This window comes from Nocardia sp. NPDC052001 (assembly GCF_040680615.1).
GTDB lineage: Bacteria > Actinomycetota > Actinomycetes > Mycobacteriales > Mycobacteriaceae > Nocardia.
The window spans coordinates 121,668-144,316 of the sequence record NZ_JBFAXC010000002.1 but is presented as its reverse complement, the minus strand read 5'-3'; the positions used below and the strand labels follow the sequence as shown (position 1 = coordinate 144,316).

The window sequence follows — 22,649 nt, the reverse complement described above, 5'->3', positions numbered from 1 at the left end:
CCCTACCCCGTAAAGCTGATCGGTGAGTTGAAACCCCACAGCACGATGCTCAGCACCATGTCGGCGGCGATCACCGCGACGAAACTGGCGCGCACCGCATGCCCGGACGCGATGCCTACCCCTTCGGGTCCACCGGTGGCGAAAAAGCCCTTGTAGCTGTGGATCAGGATCACCAGGACGCTGAACACCATCACCTTGATCACCGCCGCGATCACGTCGAAGCCGCTCACGAACTGGAAGAAATAGTGGTCGTACACCCCGGCGGCCTGTCCGTGCAGCACGGTGATGAGCACCCGGCACGAGGCATAGCTCAGGATCAACGCCATCAGGAAGGTCGGCACGATCGCGATGGCACCCGCGACCACGCGGGTGGTGACCACGAAGGGAATCGAGCGCAGGCCCAGCGCCTCGATGGCGTCGATCTCCTCCGAGATGCGCATGGAGCCGATTTCCGCGGTCATGCGGCAACCCGCCTGTGCCGCAAAGCCGATGGCGGCGGCGATGGGGGCCATCTCGCGGGTGGTGGCGAAGGCGGACACCACACCGGTGATCGGGCCCATACCGATCATGTCCAGCGTCACGAACGATTCGATGCCGACAGACGCGCCCATGGCGAGGCCGAGAATGATCAGCATCGGCACGGTGCCGCCGCCCACGATGAGCGAACCGCGACCCCAGGTCATATCGGTGATGGTGCGAATGGTCTGGGCGCGATAGTGGGTGAGCGCCAAGGGAATCGCGCGCAGCACCTCCCAGGCGAAGCCGAGCGCGAAACCCGAGGTGCGCACCGGATCCAGCAGCCGATGCCGGCGCTGATAGCCGCGATAGGCCCAGCCCAGGCCCTTCGGCGTGAACGACGACGCCGTCATTACGCGATCCTGGTCGGCAGGAACATCGAAACCACCTGTGTCATAGCGAGATTCACCAGCACGATCGACACCACCGAGACCACGACGGCGGCATTGACGCCGTCCGCGACCCCGCGCGGACCGCCCCTGGCCTCGAGTCCGCGCTGACACGCGATGACCACCACCAGGAAACCGAAGATGATCGATTTGGCCAGGGAGACCCAGACATCGGCGACCGTCGCGAACGAACCGAAGGTCGCCCAGTAGCTGCCGGGTGTCACGCCCAGACTCGCGATGGCCATCACATAGCCGGTCAGAATGCCGACGAAGATGATCAGGATATTGAGCAGCGGGGCGACGATGACCATGGCGACCATGCGCGGAATCACCAGGCGGTGAATGGGATCGATGCCCATGGTCTTCAGTGCCTCGATCTCCTCGCGAATGGTGCGCGCCCCGAGATCCGCGGCAATGGCCGACGCGCCCGCTCCGCCCAGCAGGAAGCCGGTCGCCATCGGCGCGCCCTGTTTGATGACGCCGAGACCGCCACCCGCGCCGAGCATGGAATCCGCGCCGAGCTGATGGATGAGATTGCCGACCTGCACCGAGACGATGACGCCGAACGGAATCGCCATGAGAATCGCGGGAATGGTGGTGACCGTGAGCAATGCCCAGCATTGCAGAATCATTTCGCGCCATTGGAATTTGCGGCGGGTGATGTCGGTGGCGGTGCCGATAATCGACTCCACGCCGATCTGCACGGATCGGCCGAATGTTCGCATGCTCGCGATCACCGTGGCGGAGAAATTCTCCTTCACGATATTCAGCGCAGGGACCACCGAAATCAAAATACCGCCTGTCATTGCGCGTGCCGGATACACAGACACGTCACCCACCCCGGACCGTCATCTGTTGTTTACAACCTGCTTCGATCGACTGCCAAGTCTCGCCGACGTGCGACCGGCGGTCACTGCACGCCGCGAAGAAGATCACGGGGATCTTTTGTCTCACAAGACAAAATGGATCCGCGGAGTGTTTCCGTGGTATCGAATCTGACACGATGGAATCGGACTGCCGGTCCCGAATACAGCTATGTCGCGCTACCGACGCCGAGCGTTTCATTTTCAACGGAGGTTCACCATGGGCATCACCGATGATGTCGTCACACGCGGAAGCACACCGCTACTCCCCTCCGCCGACCCGTTCTATGCACCGCCCGATGATTTCGCGAATTCGGCACCGGGCACCGTATTACGCACTCGCACAGTCGAAATCGCGCAGTTCGGCATTGTCCGCCAGCAAGTCACCGCATGGCAGCTGCTGTACCGCAGCAACGATCTGAACGGTGCGCCGGAAACGGCGGTCACGACCGTATTCCTGCCGCACGGAGCCGATCCCGCCGAACCGCGGCCGCTGCTGGCCTTCCAATGTGCCATCGACGCGGTCAGCGAACACTGCTTCCCGTCCTACGCGCTGCGCCGCGGCGCACATGCGCTCGGATCACTGTCACAGCTCGAATGGCTGGTCGTGGCAAACGCGCTCGCGCGCGGCTGGGCCGTGAGCATGGCGGACCACGAGGGCATGCGCGGTGCGTTCGGCGCACCGCGGGAACCCGGTTACCGGGTACTCGACGGAATTCGCGCCACGCTGGGTTTCGACCGATTGCGACTGCCGGAGCAGACCCCCGTGGTGCTGTGGGGCTATTCCGGCGGCGGTATGGCCAGTTCGTGGGCGGCGGAGATGGCTCCGATCTACAGTCCGGAATTGAATATCGCCGGGGCCGCGCTCGGTTCGCCGGTGGGCGATTTCCGTGCCGCGGTAACGAGATTGAACGGCGGCTGGTTCGCCGGACTCGCGCTGATGGTGATCGCCGGACTGGTTCCGCTGTATCCGGCACTGGGCGCGGTGGTCGCCGAACAGACCACGCCCGAGGGGCTGCGCCACCTCGATCGGGCGGCGAAGATGAATCCGTTCGGGATCGTCACGCGGTACGCCCGGCACAGCGTCGACAAATATCTGCGCACCGATACGCTGGCGAACCTGCTCCAGCGACCCGCCATGCAGGAGATGCTCGACGATGTGCGGCTCGGAATGCACACTCCCGCTTGCCCTTTGCTCGTGGTGCAGGCCGTGCACGATCAGATCATCCACGTCGACGACGTCGACGGTCAGGTCGGGCGATATCTGGCGGGCGGCGCGCGGGTCACCTATCTGCGCGACCGGCTGAGCGAACACGGCTCACTGATGCCGTTGTCCACACCGCTGGTGCTCGATTGGCTGGCCGCACGGATAGCGGGGACTCCCGTCGCGGAATCCAGCACCAGAACCGTGTGGTCCGTGGTTGGTCTGGCTCCCGGGCTCCGGGGAGTGCTCATGCTTGCCGCCACCGCACTGCGCGTATTGTTCGGCCGGCCGCTGCGGGTCCACGCATCCCGAAACACGTTGCGCGGCAGTAATGTCAGCGGAGATAGAGCAGCCTGATAGGACGGGGCCGCGAAATTCCGCGCGGCCCCGCGAAGATCGGCTAGCTCGTCCCGGGAGCTTCGGCACAGATCCGGGATTTGGCCCTGTCGATGCGATGGATGATCATCGCGGCGGCATGCAAGCGAAAACCATTCGGCTGCAACGGATCCACCCCGGTCAATTCCGCAACACGGCGCAGTCGATAGCTGAATGTATTCGGGTGGATGAACATCTTGTCGGCCGCCGTCTTACGGTCCGCTCCGCCGTACTGGACATGCATCTCCAGGGTTTCGAGCAAATGGGGGTGCTCGCGCAGCGGGATGAGAAGTGCCGCAATCCTTTCCCGGGCCGGACCGGGCCGGGTGATCTGCTGCTCCAGCAGGAAGTCGTCCGGCCGATAGAGCCCGGACGGGCGGCCGAGCAGTTGTGCGATTTCGGCGACCTGTCGACAGGTGTCACCGGAGGCGGGAATTTCGGCGCGCACGATATCGCGGCATACCGCCGCATGGGTATCGATGTGGAACTGCCGTTCCAGGGTGGCGATCAACTGCTCGATCGCATCACCCGATCGATCGACGTCCACGGTTTCCGCCGCCAACAGGACGACACCGGAGATTCCGTCGAACGTATTGAGCACCGGCCCGCCGGCGAAATGGTCGAATGCCTGCTGCGCCAGCCGCAATCGATGCCGAGCTCCCAGCATCGCACCCGGGCCCGAAATACCCTCCTCCGATCGAATCTGCAGTGCCACAACGTCATAGCGATCCACCAGGGTGATATCCGCGCGAATCGCGAGCTCCTCGGCGGGATCGCCCTTGAGCAGCGCCGCGCACAATGCCCGCCGCGCGAGCGGATCCCCCGAATACGCCGATTGCTCACTGTCGATGTAGGTTTCGGCCAGTACCGCGCTGACCTCACCGATGAACGCGAACAGATGCTCGGTGAAGGCGGCCAGATCCGCCGCATCCGACGGCTCGGTGGACTCGGCGATCAGACTCCACAGATGCCCCGCACCGCTGTGCAGCGCCGACATCAGCAGCGAGAGCCCGATCCGATTGCCGGGGGCATGCCGTTCGGCCACGGGCATCACGATGCGGGCGATCTCCTCCCGGGAGATCGTGCGCGACTCCTCGAGTGCGCGCAGATAGCCCGAACAGCACGCGTAGATCGCGGGCCGGACGTCATCGGCGAAATAGCCCTCCGCGGCGGAGACCTGTATCGGCATCGCGCTCACACAGACATCCCGCACTTCGAGCGCGATCTCCGGAATGCGCGGCGCCAGTCTGGCGATCAGGGGCGCGTGGGCCGCCAGCCGCAGTGGAGCGATCGTCATCATCAACCACCCGGGAGTGTCATGCGCCCGTGGGCACGGGGTGCTGCATCCACGCCATTCCCCAGGTCAGTTGCATAGTTTCGTACTCCTCGCCTGGATCGACCCACCCCGGTCCAGCGGTCGGACCGCCTGTAGAAAACAGTAGAGTACCTCACTCTTTTCCGCCAAGCGTGTGTGCGAGTTCATCCCGGTCGGCGGCCACGCCGCCACATGCGGCGATCCGGACCGCGGGCGTTGCTATCGTGGCCGGGTGAACGAGCCCGCCGCAGTCGAGCGACTTCCGCGCGGCCCGCACCGGCTCACCCGCGCCGAAGTGGCCGATTCGCAATTGGCGCGCCTGTACGTCGCCATCATCGACGCGGTCGCCGAGCACGGCTACAACGCGGTCAGCGTCGCGGATCTGGTGGCGCGCGCCAAGATCTCCCGCCGCACCTTCTACGAACTCTTCGACTCGAAGGAAGCCTGCTTCGCCGCGGCCTTCGAGGTACTCGTCGACATCGCCACCACCCGGCTCGACTCCGCCATCGCGGCTGCGGGACAGCTCGATTGGCGGCAACTGGTGCGCGCCTCCCTCGCCGCCTACCTCCGCATTCTCGCCGACGACCCGGCCGCCGCCCGCGCCCTGCACATCGAAGCCCTCATCGCCGGACCGGCTTTCACCGTCTACCGCCGCCGCCTGATGTCGGTCTTCGCCGGGCGCATGCGTGCCGCCCGCGATCTCGCCGCCGCCCAGGGCGAGGTAACCGGTCAGCTTCCCGAGGCGGTCATCGAACTCCTCATGGGCGGAATCGACGACCGCATCCGCGATTGCCTGCAAACCGCCGGAGCCGCAGCGCTTCCCGATCTCGAACCCACACTGTCCTACGCCGCTCTCACCCTGCTGAGCAGTAGCCCGGAAACCCGCGAGCACACATAGGAATTCGCCAGGCGAGAATTGCCGCAAATCCTCGGCAAATCACGCCTGGCGAATTGTCTTCCGGCGGAGCTATTTCGCGGGCGCCGGGGTGAAGGGTTCGTTGATCGTGGTGAAGTACTGCACGGCGGCGGCGATGGCGACGGGCGCGGTCACCAGGATCATGCCCGCGATCGCGCCGAGGGCGCCCATGGCCGCGGCGCCCGCCAGGCAGCCGACCACCGCACCGGGCAGGAAGAAGAACAGGCCGCCGATGATGCCGGTGGCCAGCGACGCACCGGTGCCGACCGCGAGACCGCCGAGGGCGCAACCGACTGCGCCGCCGCCGATTCCGCCGACCAGGGTGCCGATGGTCGCGCCGACGCTGATGGTGTCCTTCATGCGATTCCACGCGGCCTGTTCCCGGTCATACGGGGTCTTCCACGGCGCGGATTCCTCGAAAGGCAATGCGACAGGGCGGTATTGCGCGTGCTGGAGGTCGAACAGCGGGGTGAGGGTGGCGGTGTTATCGCGAATCGCGGCGGCGATCGGGAAGACGAAATCGTCCACGCGGAAGGACAATTCGGTGCCCGCGACGACCGCGCCGCCGGGCGCCTTGATCTCGAATCGGCCGTCCTCGACATCGAGCGATCCGATATCGGTGGAGATGACCGCGGAACCCTCGGTGGCGGACGCGGTGTAGTGGATGGCCTCCGCCGCATCGGAGATCGGATCGGCGTGCGCCGCCGCCGTCGTAATCACCGAAACCGCCGATACCAGTGCGGCAACCGCGGCCAGTCTGGTCTTGATCAATGCCCTACCTCTTACTTCAGCCTGCAGATTAAGAACCAATCGCCGGGTTAGCTATTGATAAGCAAACTGTAAGTTTGCAATCAGCAGCATGCAACGGATGCAGACTTTGAAGTGACTCGATACACAGCGCAAATCACCGGATTAAACTGGAATACACCTGACGTTCATGCATATACCGCATAACCGGCAAATCGGTCAGGCGTCTGCCAGTTTCCGGTGGGATATTCGGGTCGACCGAGCAGGGCCATGGCCGCCTGGTGCAGCAGCGGGGCGAGTTCGGGCAGGTCCGCCGCGCCACGGCGGGCTCGCTCGCGAGAAAAGTCAGGTATTCCCGCAGCGAGGGGAACAGCACCTCGCGCAATCGCAGGTTCTCGGCGTTCTCGATCGCCGAATCCAATTTCGTCTCGACGATCTCCATCGCGAGCTCGAAGCCCGCGGCGAAACAGTCATCCCGATTGTCGAACATCTCGTAGAACGTGCGGCGCGAAACATGCGCCCGCTCAACGATATCGGCCACCGTCATGGGCTTGTAGCCGCGCGCGGCCACCGCCTCGATGGCCGCCCAGCACAGCCGGTGCCGCTACGAGGCCGACACATCCTCCCGGGTGAGGCGATGCGGCCCCCGCGGCAACCGCGACAGCGCGACCGTCTCCTTACTGCTCATCGGATCAGGATAGGCCCGATCAGATCGGCCGGAAGCCCGCGCCCACGCCACCCGCGGTGTCGATCTCGGCGAGGATCGGGGCAATCGGCTGGAAATAGGCGGGCGCGTGCACCGGGACGGCCGCCACCACGCAGGGCACGTTGAACCCGATACCGCCCAGCGAGGTCAAACGGCCCAGGTTCATGCCCACGAGCCGATCCCCGATGGTCACCGGTCCGCCGGAATCACCCGGCTGCGAACAGGACTGATTGACCTCGCGACCCGCGACCGTCCCCCAGACCACACCGCAGTCGAAACCGCTGGAGCGACCGTTGGAACACACCGTGATCCCCGGGCCGGGTGTATCGCCGACCCCGGCGATCGTGGTGCCGCCGACGGTGCGCACCGGGGTGACCTTCGACGCGTCGAATTCGATTACGGCGTAATCCAATCCGGCCCCGCCATCGGATGCGGCGACCGTGCCGACGGCACCGGCGGCGGGCATCTCCTCCGCGCCGACCGGCGTCCCGGCCGATGCGCAGTGACCGGCGGTCAACCCGACGAGCCGCCCGGCGCCATCGGTTCCGACGGCAGTGAGCGAGCACATCGCATGCCCGCCGAGCACGATGCCCGAGCCTCCGCCGAGCGCCACCGGATCGGCAGCGGCATCGGCATTGGCATTGGCGGCGGCCGCAGTCGTCGCGGCCGCCGCGATCACCAACGCGCTCAATTGTTTGATCCGCACCCCGGTCACCAATCCTGGACGATGGTCAGAATCGCGCCCGGATCGGCCGGGTCGGCCGGATTGCTCAGAAACACCCCCGCCGATCCCCCGGGATGCGCCGCCGCCTCACCCAGGATCGCGGCATTGCTGGCATAGGTGCTGCCGTCCGGATTGGCCAGTGTCGAGCCCGGTGCCATGGATACCCGGGTGGCCGCGGGCGAGATCACGCCATCGGCCATATCCGGTAGCGGACTGTTCGCGAGTGCGGCTGTCTCACCGGGGGTCAGCCACACCCCGGCAAATCCCGCTTCGGGGATCACTATCGGTTCCGCCGCGGCGGCCGTACCGGCGGTGGTCACAGCTGCGATCGCGGCTGCCACGCCCGCGACGCCTACCAAGAGTGTGGTTCGCATGGTGTGCTCACTTCCCTCGAATGGATCCGGAGCAAATCCTTCAGCGCTGCATGTTCCGGACTGGAGCCCAAGGAGAGCATTGAGAGCTACTTGTGAGCAATCGGTCACGACTCGTCGTTATCGGCAGTTCATCGATCCCGAGCCAACGCTCCCCCGCTCACGGCGACGCGGACGCATACGGAAGAAACATTGGTGACCCGCACCACATTCGAGCCGTTATATTCGAAACGGGCGGCGTCGAATTGGATGGAAATCCGGCAGGGCCGTATCGAACCTGAAACGAAATTGCATTTGCATGGGCGTGACGTTGCCGATATCTCCGACGGATGCGATGCCGCCATTAGAGGCGAGCGGCGGCGGCCGATTCACGACCATCTGAGACACGACCGACCCATCCGGAAGAGCTCGGTAAAAATCACCTCTGAACTGGTCATACATGAGCACCAACCGAGCGGACCAGACGAATCTATGCCGAAGACTTTGTGAAATTAACTTTCCAGAGTGAATATTTAATAGCAGATAAGTACATACCGATCCGCCCCCGAGGGGTCCATCGATACCAAACCGTTATTTCCGATTTCAGCCGCCTCCAGATGAGAACAGGTTACATTTTAGATCCCTTACGGTGCGACTCGGATTCCCGGTCACACCGATGCTTCGCGTATTTGGAGATAGTCATGAGATCAATCGCATCCGCGCTGCTTCGTGCCGGTGTCGTAACTCCGATGGCCCTTGCCACCGTCTTCTGTTTGGCGGCTCCCGCGAATGCGGCGTCGGTCAGCTTGAACTGGAGTTGTCAGGGCACGATCTTCGGTATCGGCCAGACCTCGAGCATGAGCACCTCGGTCGACGGCACCGCACCCGCCACGGCGGCCTCCGGGTCCGCGGTGGCCATCACCCTCACCCCCGGCGTCTCCTCGGTGCCCAGTTCGGCCTCCGGATTCAGCGTGACGAATATCAGCAATCTCAAGATGACCTTCCCGACCCCGGCGAATTCCACGCTGGTCTCGGCCACCGCATCGGGCGGCACCGTGGCGGGCACGGTCAGCACTTCGGGCGGGAATGTCGTGCTCACCGTGCCGGGTCCGATCGCGGGCGGCACCAGCTTCACTCCGCCGGCGGTGACCATCAATGTCACGGCGGGCACCCCCGGAACGCCGATCACCAGCAAGTACGCGGGAACCAGTTATGCCAACCCGGGTATGACGATGACGACCAAGGTGGCGTTCGTCGGCAATGTCGCGACCGCGTGCTACCCGAACCCGTCGCCGACGCTGACCAGCACCGCCGTCAGCTGATCCGTTCCGGGTGAAAATATGCCGGGACTGGGCTGTTGAAGCCAGCCCAGTCCCGGCATTGGTGCAGACTATCGTATCGGCCATCGCGTCGCAGGCGTGGCCGGTGAGTTCCGTTGAGAGGTTTCATGTTTCAAGTGTTCGAGGTTGGGAGCCCGTGCGTCCGATGTCAACCGAACCAGATCGGATCGCCGTAGAGCTCAGAAGAGCTCTCGAGTTCTATCACGGAACACTCGAAGACCTGTCCCGCGAACTGATCAGATTGCTGGGCGTGAACGAAACAGACCGGCGCGCACTGGAAATCGTCCTGCTCGGCGATGGCAAATCCACCACGCCCGGCATGCTCGCCGAACGCCTGGGCCTGACCGCCGCGGGCGCCACCATAATGCTCAACCGTCTGGAGAAGCAGGGCTATATCGCCCGCTCCCTGCACCCCACCGACCGCCGTCGCGTCATCGTGGTGGCCACGGATCTGGCCGCCCGCCGCGTGCACGAACTCATCTCCTCGCTGGTCGACGAGGGCTACAAGATGATGCTCAACTGGTACGACCCCGCCGAATTGGAAATGATCGCGACCTTCCTCAATCGAGCGGGCGAGTTGCAGCGCATCCATCGTCAGCGTTTGCGCGATATCGACCCGTATCCGCGCAACTGAATTCGCGGCGCGTCAATTCCCGTGCAGCCAGCGGTCTTTCAGCATCAGATGGTTATCCCACCAGGCCTGTACCAGTGCGGGATCCGAACCGGCGGGCGGCGGCGGGGATTCGCCGGGGAAGAGCCAGTTCGCATCCGGCGCACCGACCGTACCGGGCGCGGTGGTCGTGACCGGCGGAATATCCGAGGTGGTCGGATCGACGGTGGTGGTCGGGGCGGGATCGGTGGTGGTGCGCACCGGACGGGTGTGTTTCGGGGGTGCGGTGGCGATCGGCGCGGGGAGATCGGTGGCGGTATCCGCATCCGGCGACGGGATCGAGGTGATCGGTTCCGGCACAGGCGTTTCCGTCGTGGTCGGCAGGGCGGTACCGGAGCCGGCGGGCGTCATATGCACCTGGGCCACCGGCGTGGAATGCTCACGAATCTGTACGAACGCGACACCGGCGGCGGCGAGGGTGGCCGCGACCGCGGCGGCTCCGAGCAGGACCCGGCCCGCCCGTCGATTCCCTTCGGGGACATCGGCATCCAGTTCCCGCGACTGCTCCGCCGCGACCAGCGCGGCACCGCGGGCCACCGCGTTCGCGGCATCGGGAGCGAGGGTCACCGGCGTCGCGAACCCGAGCCGCACCGCATCGGCCAAGGCCGCGTCGGCGGCCACCGAACCGCAGATCAGGATGGCGTCGGGCCGTAGCCCGCTGGCATCGGAGATCGGGCGAATGCGATCGATCGCCTCCTGCGTACCGTGCGCGTCGACGACACCGATGGGCCACGAGTCCGCGGCCAGAATCCGCGAGCGCCCGGGACCCACCAGCACGAACGCGCTGTGATGGTCCAGCAGTTCGAGCACCATCAGATTTCCGGTCCCGGCTGTCTCGCGCGCCAGCGCCAGCAGTGCGGCCTTGATCGAGACATGGGAGGCCCGTTGCCATTTCCCTCCCGCGAGCGCCGAGACGGTGGCGCGCCGCTCGGTGGCCGTCCGATAGACGACCGCCACATCGTCGATGTCCGGTTCGTCCCGTACCAGCGCGTCCAGCACCTCGAGGGTGACGGCCTCCGCCGATTCCCCCAGCACCGGACGCTCCAGCGCGGGTGAATCCCGCTGCCTGCCCGCCGAATCCGACAGCAGCACCCCGCGCACCACCGACCGCTCCGCTGAAATCCCGCCGAAAACCCGCATCCGATCAACCTCTGTTCGAAAAGCACTTCTTCAGCGGTTCGTCATGCTCGGTCACGAGGATTGGTCGAAAGTCCAATTTTTCCCATCCGCGTTCCGGGCAGACGGGGGCGCAATACGTTGTTATCGTGAACCGGTGGAGCCATCGAAGATCGTTATCATCGGCGGTGGTTTCGCTGGTGTGGAATGCGCCCGGTACCTCGAACGCCATCTGAAGCCTGAGGAAGCGTTCATCCAGCTCATCACCCCCGTCGCCGGGTTGCTCTATCTTCCGCTGCTGCCGCAGGTCGCCTCGGGTGTGCTCAATCCGCGATCGGTATCGGTCTCGCTGCGAAGGGTGTTGCGCCGCACCGAGGTTGTGCCGGGCACCGCCATCGGCGTGGAGCCCGCGACCCGGCAGGTCATCGTGCAGCGGCCCACGGGCGGGGAATTCGCGCTCGGCTACGACCATCTCGTCCTGGTGCCCGGCAGCATCACCCGGGTGCTCGACGTCCCGGGACTTGATCAGCACGGGTTCGGCATGAAAACCCTCGCCGAGGCCATGCACCTGCGCGATCACGTACTGCGGCAACTGGATATCGCCGCGGTGCGTGGTGAGGAGGATGAGGACCGGGAGCGGCTCAACTTCGTCACCATCGGCGCGGGCTACGCGGGCACCGAGACCACCGCGGTGCTCAACAAGGTCACCCAGGCCGCGGCACGCCGCTATTTCCCGCGGCTGAACCCGGATATGGTGCGCTGGCATCTGGTCACCCACGGTGATCGCATCATGCCCGAACTCGGTGAACGACTCGGCCGGGAGACCAAACGCATTCTCGCCGAACGCGGAATCGAATTGATCTCCGGCGCGTCCGCGCAGCAGGTCACCGCGAACGGCGTCACCCTCACCAATGGCCGTCACATTCGCACCCGCACCCTGGTGTGGACCGCGGGTGTCGCGCCCAGTCCGCTGGCCGGACATCTGGGGGCGGCCACCGAGAAGGGCCGGATCGTCGCCGCACCCGATCTCACCGTGCCGGGCCTCAATGGCGTGTGGGCGTGCGGTGACGCGGCCGCGGTCCCCAATCTGACCGAAGACGACCGCAAATCCTGCGCACCCACCGCGCAGCACGCGATCCGCCAGGGCCGGCACCTCGCGAAGAACCTGCTGGCGACCCTGCGCGGCGGCACCGTCGAACCGTACCGGCATCCCGATCTCGGCATGGTGGTCGACCTGGGCGGCCGGGACGCCGTGGCCCGCCCGCTCAAGATCGGATTGCGCGGTATCCCGGCACAATTCGCCGCCCGCGGCTATCACCTGATGGCGCTGCGCACGGTCGTCGCCCGCGCCCGGGTCGCCTTCGACTGGACCGTGCACGGCCTCAGCGGTGACGACTTCCTCCGCATCGGCTACGGCGACTACGCCGCCCACACCATCGGCGGCTTCGAACAGACCAGCTGCTATCTGCCCGCCGCCGAGGTGCCGGTGGTGCTGAAGGCGATCACCGATATCGACTGACCGCGCTCAGCGCTGTCGCGGCCAGACCCCGGCCGCATCGACCTCGAGACTGTCGGACAGCGCGACCCGGTTCTGAGCTTTGTTGTGCGGCAACGGTTCCGTCAGCGCCATACCGCCCAGGGACGCGAAATACGGCAGCAGGCGCAGGAGGCGGGCCGTCCAGCGGCGGCGGATCATTGCATGCCCTCCGCCGATATCCGGGTGAATCGCCGCATCGCGGTGGACACGTGGCGGGCGACGCCCTCGATGGTGGGGTGATCCCACATGACGACGGTGGCGATCGGGAAGCGCAGCCAGTCGGCGAGATCGGTGGCGATCTCGACGGCTTCGGCGGAGTTCAGGCCGAATTCCGCGAAGGGGGCGCGGATGTCGATCTCATCGGGGTTCAGATCGAATCGGGTGGACAGCCGCGCCTTGAGCCAGGCTTCGATATCGGCGTGGTTCAGGCCGTCCGTGGCCGGATCCGCCAGCCACCACTCGTGTACGACGTCGAATTCGTTCGACAGCAACATCTTTCGAGTCTCATTGCGGCGGATCTTGCCGCTCGATGTCTTCGGTATCAGGCCGGGGCGAATCAGCACGATGGCGTAGAGCGGCAGCGCGTGCTCGGTGGCGATAGCGCGCCGGATGGCGGCGACCGCGGCGGCGAGATCACCGGTCCAGTCGGGGCGCACCTCCTGCACGATGACGAGGTGATCGCCCTCGTTCTCGGCGCGGGTGCCGATATCGACGGCCGCGACGCAGCCCGGGCGCAGCGCCGGATGACTTTCCTCGGCACTGCGCTCGAGATCCTGCGGATAGGTGTTCTGGCCGCGAATGATGATGACGTCCTTGCTCCGGCCGGTGACGAAAAGCTGTCCGTCATAGCCGAATCCGAGGTCGCCGGTGCGCAGGAACGGTCCGCTGCCATCGGACAGGGTGGCCCCGAAGGTCTCCACGCTGTCCACCGGCCGATCCCAATAACCGAGGCCGACACTGCCGCCCGCGACCCAGATCTCCCCCACCCGCCCGGTATCGCATTCGGCCCCGGACCCCTCGTCCACAACGATGACATGCTGTCCCTCGACGGGCCGGCCCGCGCTCACCAGCGCCAGTCCATTGCACTGCTCCCGGGACGGCACGGCCAGCCCGCCGCCGAGCGATCGCGCATCGAACCGTTCGATCTGCGGTGGATCGCTCACCGCACCGGTGGTCAGCACCAGCCCTTCGGCGAGGCCGTACAGGTTCAGATGGGCCGAACTGCGGAAGCCCGCCGACGCGAAGACCTTGTCGAAGCGGTCCAGGGTGGCCGCGCGCACCGGTTCGGCGGCATTGATCGCCACCTGCCAGCAGCTCAGGTCGAGCTGTTCGACCTCCTGTCGCGTGGTGCGGCGGGCACACAGGTCGTAGGCGAAATTCGGTCCCGCGGTGGCCTGCACCCGGTACCGCGATATCGCCTCGACCCAGCGCGCGGGCCTGCGCAGGAAGTCCAGCGGCGACATCATGATGATCGGATTGCGACCGTATACCGGCTGCAGCAGACCGAAGAACAGCCCGAGGTCGTGATACTGCGGCAGCCAGCTCAGGATCGGCGCGCCCGGTTCGACGAGCCGGGCGAACACCGAACCGCAGTGCAGCAGATTGCCGTGCGTGACCATGACGCCCTTGGGCGCGGACGTCGAGCCCGAGGTGTATTGCAGGAAAGCCACACTGTCCGTGGTCAATTCGGGCGGCAGCCACGCCGCCGCCCGCTCGTCCGGCACATCCTCGGTGACGATCCACGTCAGCGGTGCGAGCGCGGGTTCGACGGTTACGAAGGTGTCGAGGCGGGCGTGCACATTCGCATCGGTGAGCGCGACCGCGATGCCCGCGTCCTCGATGATGGCGCGCAGCTGCGATACCGAACGATTGAGTTCGGGCGGATAGGCGGGCACCGCGAGCACACCCGCGTACAGGCAGGCGAAAAACGCCACCGCGTAATCGATTCCGGCGGGATAGACCAGCAGCACCCGACTGCCCGCGAGCCCGCGCGCCTGCAATTCCGCCGCGATCGCCCGGGCGCGCAGATCCAATTGTGCCCAGCTCACACGCGATTCGCTGGATTCACCGTCGATCAGATACGTGTACAGCGTCTCGTCGCCATGGACCCGCGCGCCCGAGCGCACCAGGTCGATGTAGGAAATCATGGTCTCTCACTTCGATTCGGCGCCGGATCACCCGTGGCGCGACAGGCTCTTCGCGGCTTCCTGGCCGGAACGGAAGCACGCCTCCAGCGGCGCTCCCTTGACGTAGTCACCGGCGAGTTCGAGACCGTGCACCCGGCTCACCTCGGTGCGGACCTTCGACAGGAAATCGCCGTAGAACGGCAGATACGCGCAGTACGCGGCATCCCAGATATGCGTCACCGCGTGCACCCGGTTCAGTGCACCCTCGATCTTCAGCAGGCCCTTGATGAGTTCCTCGGCCTCGTCGAGCCAGGATGCGAGCCCCTCCTCGGTCGGCATGGGCCGCGCCGCCCGCCCGCTGAAGGTGTACCGGACGATATTGAGATCGTTGACGCCGTAGACGCCCGCATTGCTGCACCGGCCGCCGTCGAGGGCGATGGCGCGCACCACCTGATCGAAAACGGGGCGATCGTATTCGACGACCGCGACCGCGGCGGGGAAGTATCTGACCTCGGCCAGCAGTTCGCTCAGATCGGGCAGGTTGGATTTCACGATATCGGCGGCGGCGTAGGCGGGCGCGGCGAGCACGACCCCGTCGTACGGAAGCACCTGCGGCGCTTTGCCATTACCCGCGAGCTGGACCCCGGTCACCCGCCCGTCCTCGATGACCAGCGATTCGACCGTCGAATTCGGACGCACCGTAACCAATTTCGCGAACTCGGTGAGCGCGGGCTGGATACCGTCGGTCAACTGGTCGAAGGTGCTGGCCAGGCTCAGGTTCACATTGAAGTTGCCCAGGTACATCTCATCGGGTTCGGCGCCGTTGAGCCGCACTGTCAACGGCCGGAACATATTGTTCACCAGCGATGCGCCGAAATACGCGGTGAGCGGCTTGTGATCGCGGCGCGCGCCCACGCGGGAGAAGGTCTCCCCGCCCAGGAACCGGTTGCTCTCATCGCGTTTGATGGTGAACATCAGGAACGCCAGCTTCAGCAGGTCCAGCGGCGCACCGAGTTTGGTGAATTTGCGGATCAGGTCGAACCGGCTGTTCTTGCTGTCGAAGGTGACGAGTTCGCCGTTGATAAGGCGGGAGGTGTTGACGCCGAAATACTCGAACTTGTCCGCGCGCATGGCCGCCAGGAACCCGCGCAGCTCGGTATAGGTGCGGCTGATGTTCTTGCCGCCCATCATGACCGGGCGATCGCCCAGGTGATCCACGCCGAAACGACCGCCCAGCACGGGGTTTCGCTCCAGCAGCTCGACGTGATGACCCGCCAGGTGCAGTTGGTAGGCCGCGGCGATACCGGCTACGCCGCCACCGACCACCGCGAATCGCTTACCGCTGCTGTATGCCGAACTTTCCATTGTGGTGACTCCTCTGTGTGATCAGGCGGTGGCCGGGTACGGCGCGAGTTCGATACGGCACCGGGCGATTCGCGCGCCGAACTGATGCAGCTCGAGTTCGACCGCAGCTCCCCCGGTATCGGGATCGCTGTCCGCCGCGACGGTGAAATCGATCAGCCCACCGAGTTCGGCGAATCCGGTGAAGGTGGTGGCGCAGCCGGTGACGGCGGCGATCGGGGAATCCAGTGCGCCCGCCGCCACCGCCGCCACGATGGCCGCCTGACGGCAGCCTTCGATCAGCAGCGGGCCGGGTACGTGGTCGTAGGGATGGTCGAAGAAGGAGGGGTGCCGTTGATCGACGATCAGCGGTATTCGCTGCTGCTCGCCCGGTATCGGTTGTCCGACAACGACATTGCGCGGGTCACGCCTGCCGACCGACGCCGGTGCGACGGGTTCGACTGTGACGCTGCCGGATTCGCCGTTCATCGGCCGACCGGCCTGCTGTAGCTCGCGAATCTCCCGGTAGGTGTCAGCCGGAAACTGAATCCCACCGCCCCGCAGGGTCAGCGCCCGCACCCCGCCGATGGCGAGCTGGGCCTCGAAGAAGGTGCCCGCCGAATCGCCGAAGGTGCCCGCCAGTCCCGCGCTCGCCCGGACGATGCCCTCCAGCGGCACATTCGAATCATCACGGTAGGCACTCAGGTCCTCGACCTCGAACTCCAATTGCTGCAGGCTGGCGGGGGTTCCGGGCGGGACGTTCAGATATCTGTGCCCCACCACGATCATCGCCTGCCGGATGGCCTCCACCGTGGACAGCGGATCGTGATAGTCCACCAGCCGGTCGAAATACAGCGAGTGGGCGCGCGGAATCTGGATGGCGGCGAGGAATCCGTCGATATCGGCCGGGGCCGTATCGGCGACGAATACCTCACCGAGCGCCCGCCGATGGGCCAGGGCGCACGGCACCGTGCGCTCGAAACTCAGGCCGGTCTCGGTGGTCGGAGTCATCGCGCGACCTCCTGCAATGCGGGCGCGGCGATACCGGTGATCAGCCGGGCCGCACCGCGAATGGTCGCCTGGTCGATCAGGCTGCCCAGCGAGATTGAGGTTCCGGCAACATGATTGAGCCTGCTGCGCAGTTCCAGCAGCGAGAGCGAGGTCAGTCCGACCTCGAACAGGATGCGGTCGGCGTCGAAGTCGGTGTCCTGATCGATCAGGATCTCCCGGATCTGCACCCGCACCACGGTCATGGCGTAGTCGAGCTGTTCGGATTCGGGCAGTGCGGCCAGGGCGTCCCGGAACGCCTGTGCCGGATCGGGTCCGGCTTCGGCATCGGCTCGCTGTTCGATGTACCCGGCGGCGGTCACCTCGGCTCCGATCCAGTAATGGCGATGCTGAAACGCGTAGGTGGGCAAATCGATTGCCACGGCCTCGCGGCCCGCGTACACGGCTGCCCAGTCGAGCGGAGTGCCCGCGGCCCAGGCGGCGGCGGTGGCCCGCAACAGGCTTCGTGCTTCCGGCTGGCCCTTGCGCAGGGTGGCGATCGTGATGCGTCCGCCCTCGGGCAGACATTCCTGGGCCATTCCGGCCAATACCTCGCCCGGACCGACCTCCAGGAACGTCGACACCCCGGCACCGGTGAGGAATTCGATGCCGTCGTGGAAGCGCACGGCCTGCCGGGCCTGGCTCACCCAGTAGTCGGGCGAGCACAGCTGTTCGGCCGTCGCGATTCGACCGGTCACATTGGACACCAACGGAATCGACGATGGACGCGGGTACACCGCGGCCACCACCGCGCGGTATTCATCGAGGATGTCGTCCAGGTGCGGGGAGTGGAAGGCCCGTTCGACCTGGAGTCGTTTGGTGCGCCGCCCGCGTTCGCGCCAGTGCTTGGCCAGGGCGGTCACCGCATCCGCATCGCCCGCGATCACGGTGGCGTTCGGACCGTTGCTCGCCGCGATGGATACGGCGGCTTCCTGCCCCGCGATGGATTCCGAGACCTCGGCGTAGGACGCGCGCACAGACATCATCACCCCCGGTGGCAGCCGCTGCATGAGCCTGCCGCGCGCCGCGACCACCGCCGCGGCGTCGGCGCGGTCGAATACACCGCCGAAGTGCGCGGCGGCCAGCTCGCCGATCGAGTGCCCGAGGACGAAATCCGGTGCCACTCCCCAGGATTGCAGGAGCCGCAGCAGGGCGACCTCGATGGTGAACAGTGCGGGCTGGGTGTATTCGGTGCGGTCCAATAGCTCGGGAGGCGTCCCGGCGGTCCCGAAAATCACCTCGCGTAGCGGGTGCTCCAGATGCGGATCGAATGCGGCGCACAGGTCGTCGAATTCCGCGGCGAACTTCGGGAAGGCTTGGTACAGCTCATATCCCATGCCGAGTACCTGGCTGCCCTGGCCGGGCAGCAGTATCGCGGTCTTGCCCGCCGCCACCGCGCGCCCGGTGATCACCGCGGGTGCGAACGCACCCTCGGCCAGTACCGTGAGCCCATCGATCAGTTCGGCCCGGCTGCCCGCCACCAGGGCCGCCCGATGATCGAATACCGCGCGGGTGGTCGCCGAGGACAGCCCGATATCGGCGATATCGACGCCCGGATCGGCGTCGCAGGCAGCGAGCAATCGGCGCGCCTGACCGCGCAGGGCCTGGCCGGTCTTGCCGGAGAGCACGCACACCGACAGCTCAACGGCTCGATTCGGCTGCGCCGCAACCGATTCGGCCAGATCGGGATCGTATTCCACGATCACATGCGCATTGGTGCCGCTGATGCCGAACGAGGAGATGCCCGCCCGCCGCGGCCGGCCGCGCTCGGGCCACGGCTGTGTCTCGGTGACCAGCCGGATATGCCCGGCCGACCAGTCCACATGCGGTGACGGCTGATCGACGTGCAGGGTCGGCGGCACCGTCCCGTACCGCATCGCCAGCAGCATCTTGATCAACCCGGCCATGCCCGCGGCCGATTGCGTATGCCCGATATTCGATTTGATCGATCCGAGCAACAGCGGCTGCTCGGACGGCCGCCGCCCGTAGGTGGCCAGCAGCGCCTGCGCCTCGATGGGATCGCCGAGCACCGTACCGGTGCCGTGCCCCTCCACCACGTCCACCTCGGCGGCCGTCAACCCCGCATCGGCCAGCGCCTGGCGGATAACCCGTTGCTGGGCGAGGCCGTTCGGCGCGGTCAGGCCGTTCGAGGTGCCGTCCTGATTGATCGCGCTGCCCCGGAGCACCGCGGCGATCGGATGGCCGTTGCGCCGGGCATCCGAAAGCCGTTCCAGCACAACGAGTCCGGCACCCTCGGACCAGGAGGTGCCATCGGCGGCCGCGGCATAGGACTTGCAGCGGGCATCGCGCGCCAGGCCGCGCTGGGCCGAGAAGAACACATAGCCCAGCGGCGACATGGTCACCGTCACCCCGCCCGCCAGCGCCAGCGCGCATTCCCCGGATCGCAGCGAGCGCGCGGCCTGGTGCAGGGCGACCAGTGAGGACGAGCACGCGGTGTCGATCGAGACGGCCGGACCCTGCAGGCCGAGGAAATACGCGATCCGGCCCGAGGCGACGGCGGGCATATTGCCGGTCAGCAGATAGCTTTCCGCCCCGGCCAGCTCCGGCCCGGCGCTCAGCAGGGACCGGTAGCCCATATCGTTGATCCCCAGGAACACCCCGGTACCGCTGCCCCGCAACGACTGCGGATTGATCCGCGCCCGTTCGAACGCCTCCCAGGCGAGTTCGAGCACCAGCCGCTGCTGCGGATCCATCGCCAGCGCCTCACGCGCCGATATCCCGAAGAATCCGGCATCGAATTCGCCTGCGCCGTCGAGGAATCCGCCTTCTCGGACATATGACTTTCCGGGAATACCGGGTTCGGGATCGTATATCGCGTCCACGGGCCAACCGCGATCGGCCGGAAAGTCTTCGATCACATCGCTTTTCGTGGATACCACCCGCCACAGGTCCTCCGGTGCGGCGATACCGCCCGGGAACCGGCACGCCATGCCGACGATCACGATCGGATCATCGTCCCCGTCGACGGACGTCGATGGTTGCTCGGAAGACTCTGCCGCCGTGCCTGTTTCGAGCCAACCGCGCAGATGTTCGGCCAATTGGCCGACCGTCGGGTGGTCGAAGATCACCGCGGCGGGCAGCGCGGTGCCGGTTTCGGCCGCGACCCGGTCCCGCAGTTCCACCGCCGTGCGGGAGTCCAGCCCCAGGTCCTCGAAACGCGTTGCGGGATCGATGTTTTCCGGCGCGAAGTCGCCGAGCACCCGATCCACCTGCCGCCGAATCATGTCCGTGAGCAGCCGATCCTGCTCGTCCAGGTAGCGGCGGCGCAGCTCACCGAGCGCGCCTCCCACCGAATCCCGTGAGCCGGCGGACCCCGGCGCACCGTAAAGATCATCCTGCGACATTCGGCAAACCTCGTATCCTTCGAAACCGGTCATGCTGCGCTACCGTGCGTTATCGACCGACCGGCTTGTTGCCATCACATTGCCTACCTTAGGGTGGCTGATGCGGCGACAGCCCATTGTCCGGTAATTGCCTGGACATAGCCGAAAACATTCGCCAATACCCCTCGGAACGGCATCCCGGACGATTACCGGTCAATTACCGCAGCCCGGCTAAAATCAATCGCGATCCAGAATTGAGGCGCCCGACTGCCTTTAAAGATATCGGGGCTCGATTCATCGTGACGACAGTTTCGAGGTTGTGATGGTTTCGCAGAAAGAAATCGAATCGATCGAGATCCCGGGCAACTTTGCCGATATCATTCGCGAGCGAGCGCGAACGCGGCCGAATGATATCGCCATCGTGTGCGGCGATCGATCGATCGACTTCGCCGCACTGGACCGGAGTTCGGGCCGCGCGTCGAACGCGCTGCGGGCGATGGGTCTGCGCAAGGGCGATCGAATGGCCTACGTGGGCAAGGACTCCGAACACCTCTACGAACTGCTGATCGCCGCGGCCAAGAGCGGCACCGTGCTCATCCCGGTCAACCGGGTGCTGACCGCGACCGAGATCGCGCACATCCTGCGCGATTCCGGCGCCAAACTGCTGTTCGTCGACGACGCGGCCGCCGAGGTGGTGGCCAAGGCGCAGTCCGATGCGGGCACGCAGACCCCGGTGGTGCGCATCGACGGTCCGGGCGGCTTCACCGAATGGCTTGCCGGGCACGACGATTCCGGACCCGAGGCCGAGGTCGGACCGGATGATCCGTTCATCCAGATGTACACCAGCGGCACGACCGGATTGTCCAAGGGCGTGGTGATCGGCCAGCGCAGCATCTACGCCGCGCGCGCCGCGCTGGTCTCGCCCGAGGTGGATTGGTTCGACGTCCGCGAGAACGACTGCCTGCTGGTGGCCATCCCGAGCTTCCATATCGCCGGTCTGGCCTGGGTGGTACAGGGCCTGTTCGCCGGCGTCCCGAGCATTCTCATGCCCGAGTTCGCCCCGGGCCTGGCCATGGAGCTCATCCTCACCAGGCATGTCACCGCGTTCGTCGGGGTGCCGGTGATGTTCGCGCTGGTGCTGGCCGAACCCGCCGCGACCAAAGACGCGTTCGAACATCTGCGGCTGGCGGCCTACGGCGGATCCCCCATCCCCGAGACCCTGCTCGCGGCGTGCATGGAACGCTTCGACTGCGGTTTCGTGCAGTTCTACGGTATGACCGAAACCGGTTCCGTCATAAGCTTTCTGCCGCCCTCGGAACATGTGGTCGGCAATCCGCGACTGCGCTCGGCCGGGTACCCGTGCCCGGGATTCGAGATATCGGTGGTCGACAGCGCGGGCGAACCCGCGCCCCAGGGTGAGATCGGCGAGGTGCTGATTCGCAGCCGGGCCACCATGATCGGCTATTGGAATCAGCCGGACACCACCGCGCGCACGATCGTCGACGGCTGGCTGCGCACCGGCGATGCGGGGTGGCTCGACCCCGAGGGCTATCTGTACCTATGCGATCGGATCAAGGACATGATCATCGTCGGCGGTGAGAACGTCTATCCGGCCGAGGTCGAGAACGTCATCAACGATCACCCCGCGGTGCGCGAGGCCGCCGTGATCGGCGTCCCGGACGATCGCTGGGGCGAGGTGGTGCACGCCTTCGTCGCCGTGCACGCCGGACAGCAGATCACCGGCCGCGAACTGGCCCAATTCCTGCGCGGGAAGATCGCGCAGTTCAAACTGCCGCGGAATTTCGAATTCATCGATTATATTCCGCGGAACGCGACCGGAAAAATTCTGCACCGGCAGCTCCGGGAGAAGTTCTGGGAGGGCCGGGAGCGCGCCATTAATTGATACGTGTAAATAAATTCATGGGCCGCGCGCCGGGGCGAGGACGACTGTTCGTTCTCCCAAGGCGCGCGGCCCCGATATTGGAAGATCTAACAACGATCACGCATCGCGGATCATGCGATG

The 22,649-nt window shown here is 65.8% G+C and carries 19 protein-coding genes; 6 read left to right on the top strand and 13 right to left on the bottom strand.

Annotation, left to right across the window (positions count from 1 at the left end; genetic code table 11):
* Window positions 1–2: 2 nt before the first annotated feature.
* Window positions 3–869 carry an ABC transporter permease gene (locus AB0L82_RS09040; RefSeq protein WP_364633108.1) on the bottom strand — a complete coding sequence of 289 codons (867 nt, stop codon included), beginning with the start codon at window positions 867–869 and terminating at the stop codon, window positions 3–5.
* The gene (locus AB0L82_RS09035; RefSeq protein ID WP_364635929.1) at window positions 869–1,630 is read right to left on the bottom strand and encodes an ABC transporter permease; all 762 of its coding nucleotides are present in this window, start codon (window positions 1,628–1,630) and stop codon (window positions 869–871) included. The genes AB0L82_RS09040 and AB0L82_RS09035 overlap by 1 nt, the downstream gene beginning before the upstream one ends.
* A 358-nt stretch (window positions 1,631–1,988) precedes the next feature.
* Between AB0L82_RS09035 and AB0L82_RS09030 the strand changes: the two genes are divergently transcribed.
* Window positions 1,989–3,329: a lipase family protein gene (locus tag AB0L82_RS09030; RefSeq protein WP_364633106.1), complete on the top strand. Its 1,341-nt coding sequence runs from the start codon at window positions 1,989–1,991 to the stop codon at window positions 3,327–3,329.
* 43 nt (window positions 3,330–3,372) lie between these two features.
* Here the strand turns inward: AB0L82_RS09030 and AB0L82_RS09025 are convergent, their stop codons facing one another.
* Complete coding sequence (locus AB0L82_RS09025) at window positions 3,373–4,644, bottom strand: helix-turn-helix domain-containing protein (protein WP_364633104.1); 1,272 nt, start codon at window positions 4,642–4,644, stop codon at window positions 3,373–3,375.
* A 250-nt stretch (window positions 4,645–4,894) separates the two neighbouring features.
* Here AB0L82_RS09025 and AB0L82_RS09020 point away from each other — a divergent pair, with 250 nt between their 5' ends.
* Window positions 4,895–5,560, top strand: a complete 666-nt coding sequence (locus AB0L82_RS09020; RefSeq protein ID WP_364633102.1) for a helix-turn-helix domain-containing protein — start codon at window positions 4,895–4,897, stop codon at window positions 5,558–5,560.
* Window positions 5,561–5,629: 69 nt separating this feature from the next.
* On the opposite strand, the gene AB0L82_RS09015 is transcribed toward AB0L82_RS09020, so the two are convergent.
* The 4 genes from AB0L82_RS09015 to AB0L82_RS09000 form a co-directional block, all read right to left on the bottom strand.
* A complete protein-coding gene (locus tag AB0L82_RS09015) occupies window positions 5,630–6,349 on the bottom strand; it encodes a hypothetical protein (RefSeq protein ID WP_364633101.1) in 720 nt (239 codons plus the stop codon).
* Window positions 6,350–6,482: 133 nt separating this feature from the next.
* Complete coding sequence (locus AB0L82_RS09010) at window positions 6,483–6,905, bottom strand: helix-turn-helix domain-containing protein (protein ID WP_364635926.1); 423 nt, start codon at window positions 6,903–6,905, stop codon at window positions 6,483–6,485.
* 127 nt (window positions 6,906–7,032) lie between these two features.
* Window positions 7,033–7,746, bottom strand: a complete 714-nt coding sequence (locus AB0L82_RS09005; RefSeq protein ID WP_364633100.1) for a hypothetical protein — start codon at window positions 7,744–7,746, stop codon at window positions 7,033–7,035.
* Window positions 7,743–8,129 (bottom strand): hypothetical protein, encoded by a 387-nt coding sequence (locus tag AB0L82_RS09000; protein WP_364633098.1) that lies wholly within the window; start codon window positions 8,127–8,129, stop codon window positions 7,743–7,745. Before AB0L82_RS09000 ends, AB0L82_RS09005 begins: the two co-directional genes overlap by 4 nt.
* Window positions 8,130–8,806: 677 nt before the next feature.
* Between AB0L82_RS09000 and AB0L82_RS08995 the strand changes: the two genes are divergently transcribed.
* Both AB0L82_RS08995 and AB0L82_RS08990 read left to right on the top strand, forming a co-directional pair.
* Window positions 8,807–9,427 carry a hypothetical protein gene (locus AB0L82_RS08995; RefSeq protein WP_364633096.1) on the top strand — a complete coding sequence of 207 codons (621 nt, stop codon included), beginning with the start codon at window positions 8,807–8,809 and terminating at the stop codon, window positions 9,425–9,427.
* A 163-nt stretch (window positions 9,428–9,590) separates the two neighbouring features.
* Window positions 9,591–10,079: a MarR family transcriptional regulator gene (locus AB0L82_RS08990; protein ID WP_364633094.1), complete on the top strand. Its 489-nt coding sequence runs from the start codon at window positions 9,591–9,593 to the stop codon at window positions 10,077–10,079.
* A gap of 12 nt (window positions 10,080–10,091) precedes the next feature.
* Here AB0L82_RS08990 and AB0L82_RS08985 read toward each other — a convergent pair whose 3' ends face one another.
* A complete protein-coding gene (locus AB0L82_RS08985; RefSeq protein WP_364633092.1) occupies window positions 10,092–11,255 on the bottom strand; it encodes a hypothetical protein in 1,164 nt (387 codons plus the stop codon).
* Window positions 11,256–11,388: 133 nt separating this feature from the next.
* Here AB0L82_RS08985 and AB0L82_RS08980 point away from each other — a divergent pair, with 133 nt between their 5' ends.
* Window positions 11,389–12,750, top strand: a complete 1,362-nt coding sequence (locus AB0L82_RS08980) for an FAD-dependent oxidoreductase (protein WP_364633090.1) — start codon at window positions 11,389–11,391, stop codon at window positions 12,748–12,750.
* A 6-nt stretch (window positions 12,751–12,756) separates the two neighbouring features.
* Here AB0L82_RS08980 and AB0L82_RS08975 read toward each other — a convergent pair whose 3' ends face one another.
* From AB0L82_RS08975 to AB0L82_RS08955, 5 genes are read right to left on the bottom strand one after another with little or no spacing between them, the layout of a single operon-like run.
* Entirely contained in the window at window positions 12,757–12,927 is a 171-nt protein-coding gene (locus tag AB0L82_RS08975; protein WP_364633088.1) for a hypothetical protein, read from the bottom strand.
* On the bottom strand, window positions 12,924–14,915 hold the full coding sequence (locus tag AB0L82_RS08970; protein WP_364633086.1) for an AMP-binding protein: 1,992 nt from the start codon (window positions 14,913–14,915) through the stop codon (window positions 12,924–12,926). Before AB0L82_RS08970 ends, AB0L82_RS08975 begins: the two co-directional genes overlap by 4 nt.
* Window positions 14,916–14,942: 27 nt before the next feature.
* The gene (locus AB0L82_RS08965) at window positions 14,943–16,259 is read right to left on the bottom strand and encodes an FAD-dependent oxidoreductase (protein ID WP_364633084.1); all 1,317 of its coding nucleotides are present in this window, start codon (window positions 16,257–16,259) and stop codon (window positions 14,943–14,945) included.
* A 21-nt stretch (window positions 16,260–16,280) separates the two neighbouring features.
* On the bottom strand, window positions 16,281–17,246 hold the full coding sequence (locus AB0L82_RS08960) for an AfsA-related hotdog domain-containing protein (protein WP_364633083.1): 966 nt from the start codon (window positions 17,244–17,246) through the stop codon (window positions 16,281–16,283).
* The gene (locus AB0L82_RS08955) at window positions 17,243–20,647 is read right to left on the bottom strand and encodes a beta-ketoacyl synthase N-terminal-like domain-containing protein (protein WP_364633081.1); all 3,405 of its coding nucleotides are present in this window, start codon (window positions 20,645–20,647) and stop codon (window positions 17,243–17,245) included. The genes AB0L82_RS08960 and AB0L82_RS08955 overlap by 4 nt, the downstream gene beginning before the upstream one ends.
* A 301-nt stretch (window positions 20,648–20,948) precedes the next feature.
* On the opposite strand from AB0L82_RS08955, the gene AB0L82_RS08950 reads away from it, so the two are divergent.
* Window positions 20,949–22,529: a long-chain-fatty-acid--CoA ligase gene (locus AB0L82_RS08950; RefSeq protein ID WP_364633079.1), complete on the top strand. Its 1,581-nt coding sequence runs from the start codon at window positions 20,949–20,951 to the stop codon at window positions 22,527–22,529.
* Window positions 22,530–22,649: the final 120 nt, after the last annotated feature.

Coding starts and splice junctions, on each gene's coding strand:
- AB0L82_RS09040 (WP_364633108.1), bottom strand. CDS start 869: ATGACGGCGTCGTCGTTCACGCCGAAGGGCCTGGGCTGGGCCTATCGC.
- AB0L82_RS09035 (WP_364635929.1), bottom strand. CDS start 1,630: ATGCGAACATTCGGCCGATCCGTGCAGATCGGCGTGGAGTCGATTATC.
- AB0L82_RS09030 (WP_364633106.1), top strand. CDS start 1,989: ATGGGCATCACCGATGATGTCGTCACACGCGGAAGCACACCGCTACTC.
- AB0L82_RS09025 (WP_364633104.1), bottom strand. CDS start 4,644: ATGACGATCGCTCCACTGCGGCTGGCGGCCCACGCGCCCCTGATCGCC.
- AB0L82_RS09000 (WP_364633098.1), bottom strand. CDS start 8,129: ATGCGAACCACACTCTTGGTAGGCGTCGCGGGCGTGGCAGCCGCGATC.
- AB0L82_RS08995 (WP_364633096.1), top strand. CDS start 8,807: ATGAGATCAATCGCATCCGCGCTGCTTCGTGCCGGTGTCGTAACTCCG.
- AB0L82_RS08990 (WP_364633094.1), top strand. CDS start 9,591: ATGTCAACCGAACCAGATCGGATCGCCGTAGAGCTCAGAAGAGCTCTC.
- AB0L82_RS08985 (WP_364633092.1), bottom strand. CDS start 11,255: ATGCGGGTTTTCGGCGGGATTTCAGCGGAGCGGTCGGTGGTGCGCGGG.
- AB0L82_RS08975 (WP_364633088.1), bottom strand. CDS start 12,927: ATGATCCGCCGCCGCTGGACGGCCCGCCTCCTGCGCCTGCTGCCGTAT.
- AB0L82_RS08970 (WP_364633086.1), bottom strand. CDS start 14,915: ATGATTTCCTACATCGACCTGGTGCGCTCGGGCGCGCGGGTCCATGGC.
- AB0L82_RS08965 (WP_364633084.1), bottom strand. CDS start 16,259: ATGGAAAGTTCGGCATACAGCAGCGGTAAGCGATTCGCGGTGGTCGGT.
- AB0L82_RS08960 (WP_364633083.1), bottom strand. CDS start 17,246: ATGACTCCGACCACCGAGACCGGCCTGAGTTTCGAGCGCACGGTGCCG.
- AB0L82_RS08955 (WP_364633081.1), bottom strand. CDS start 20,647: ATGTCGCAGGATGATCTTTACGGTGCGCCGGGGTCCGCCGGCTCACGG.
- AB0L82_RS08950 (WP_364633079.1), top strand. CDS start 20,949: ATGGTTTCGCAGAAAGAAATCGAATCGATCGAGATCCCGGGCAACTTT.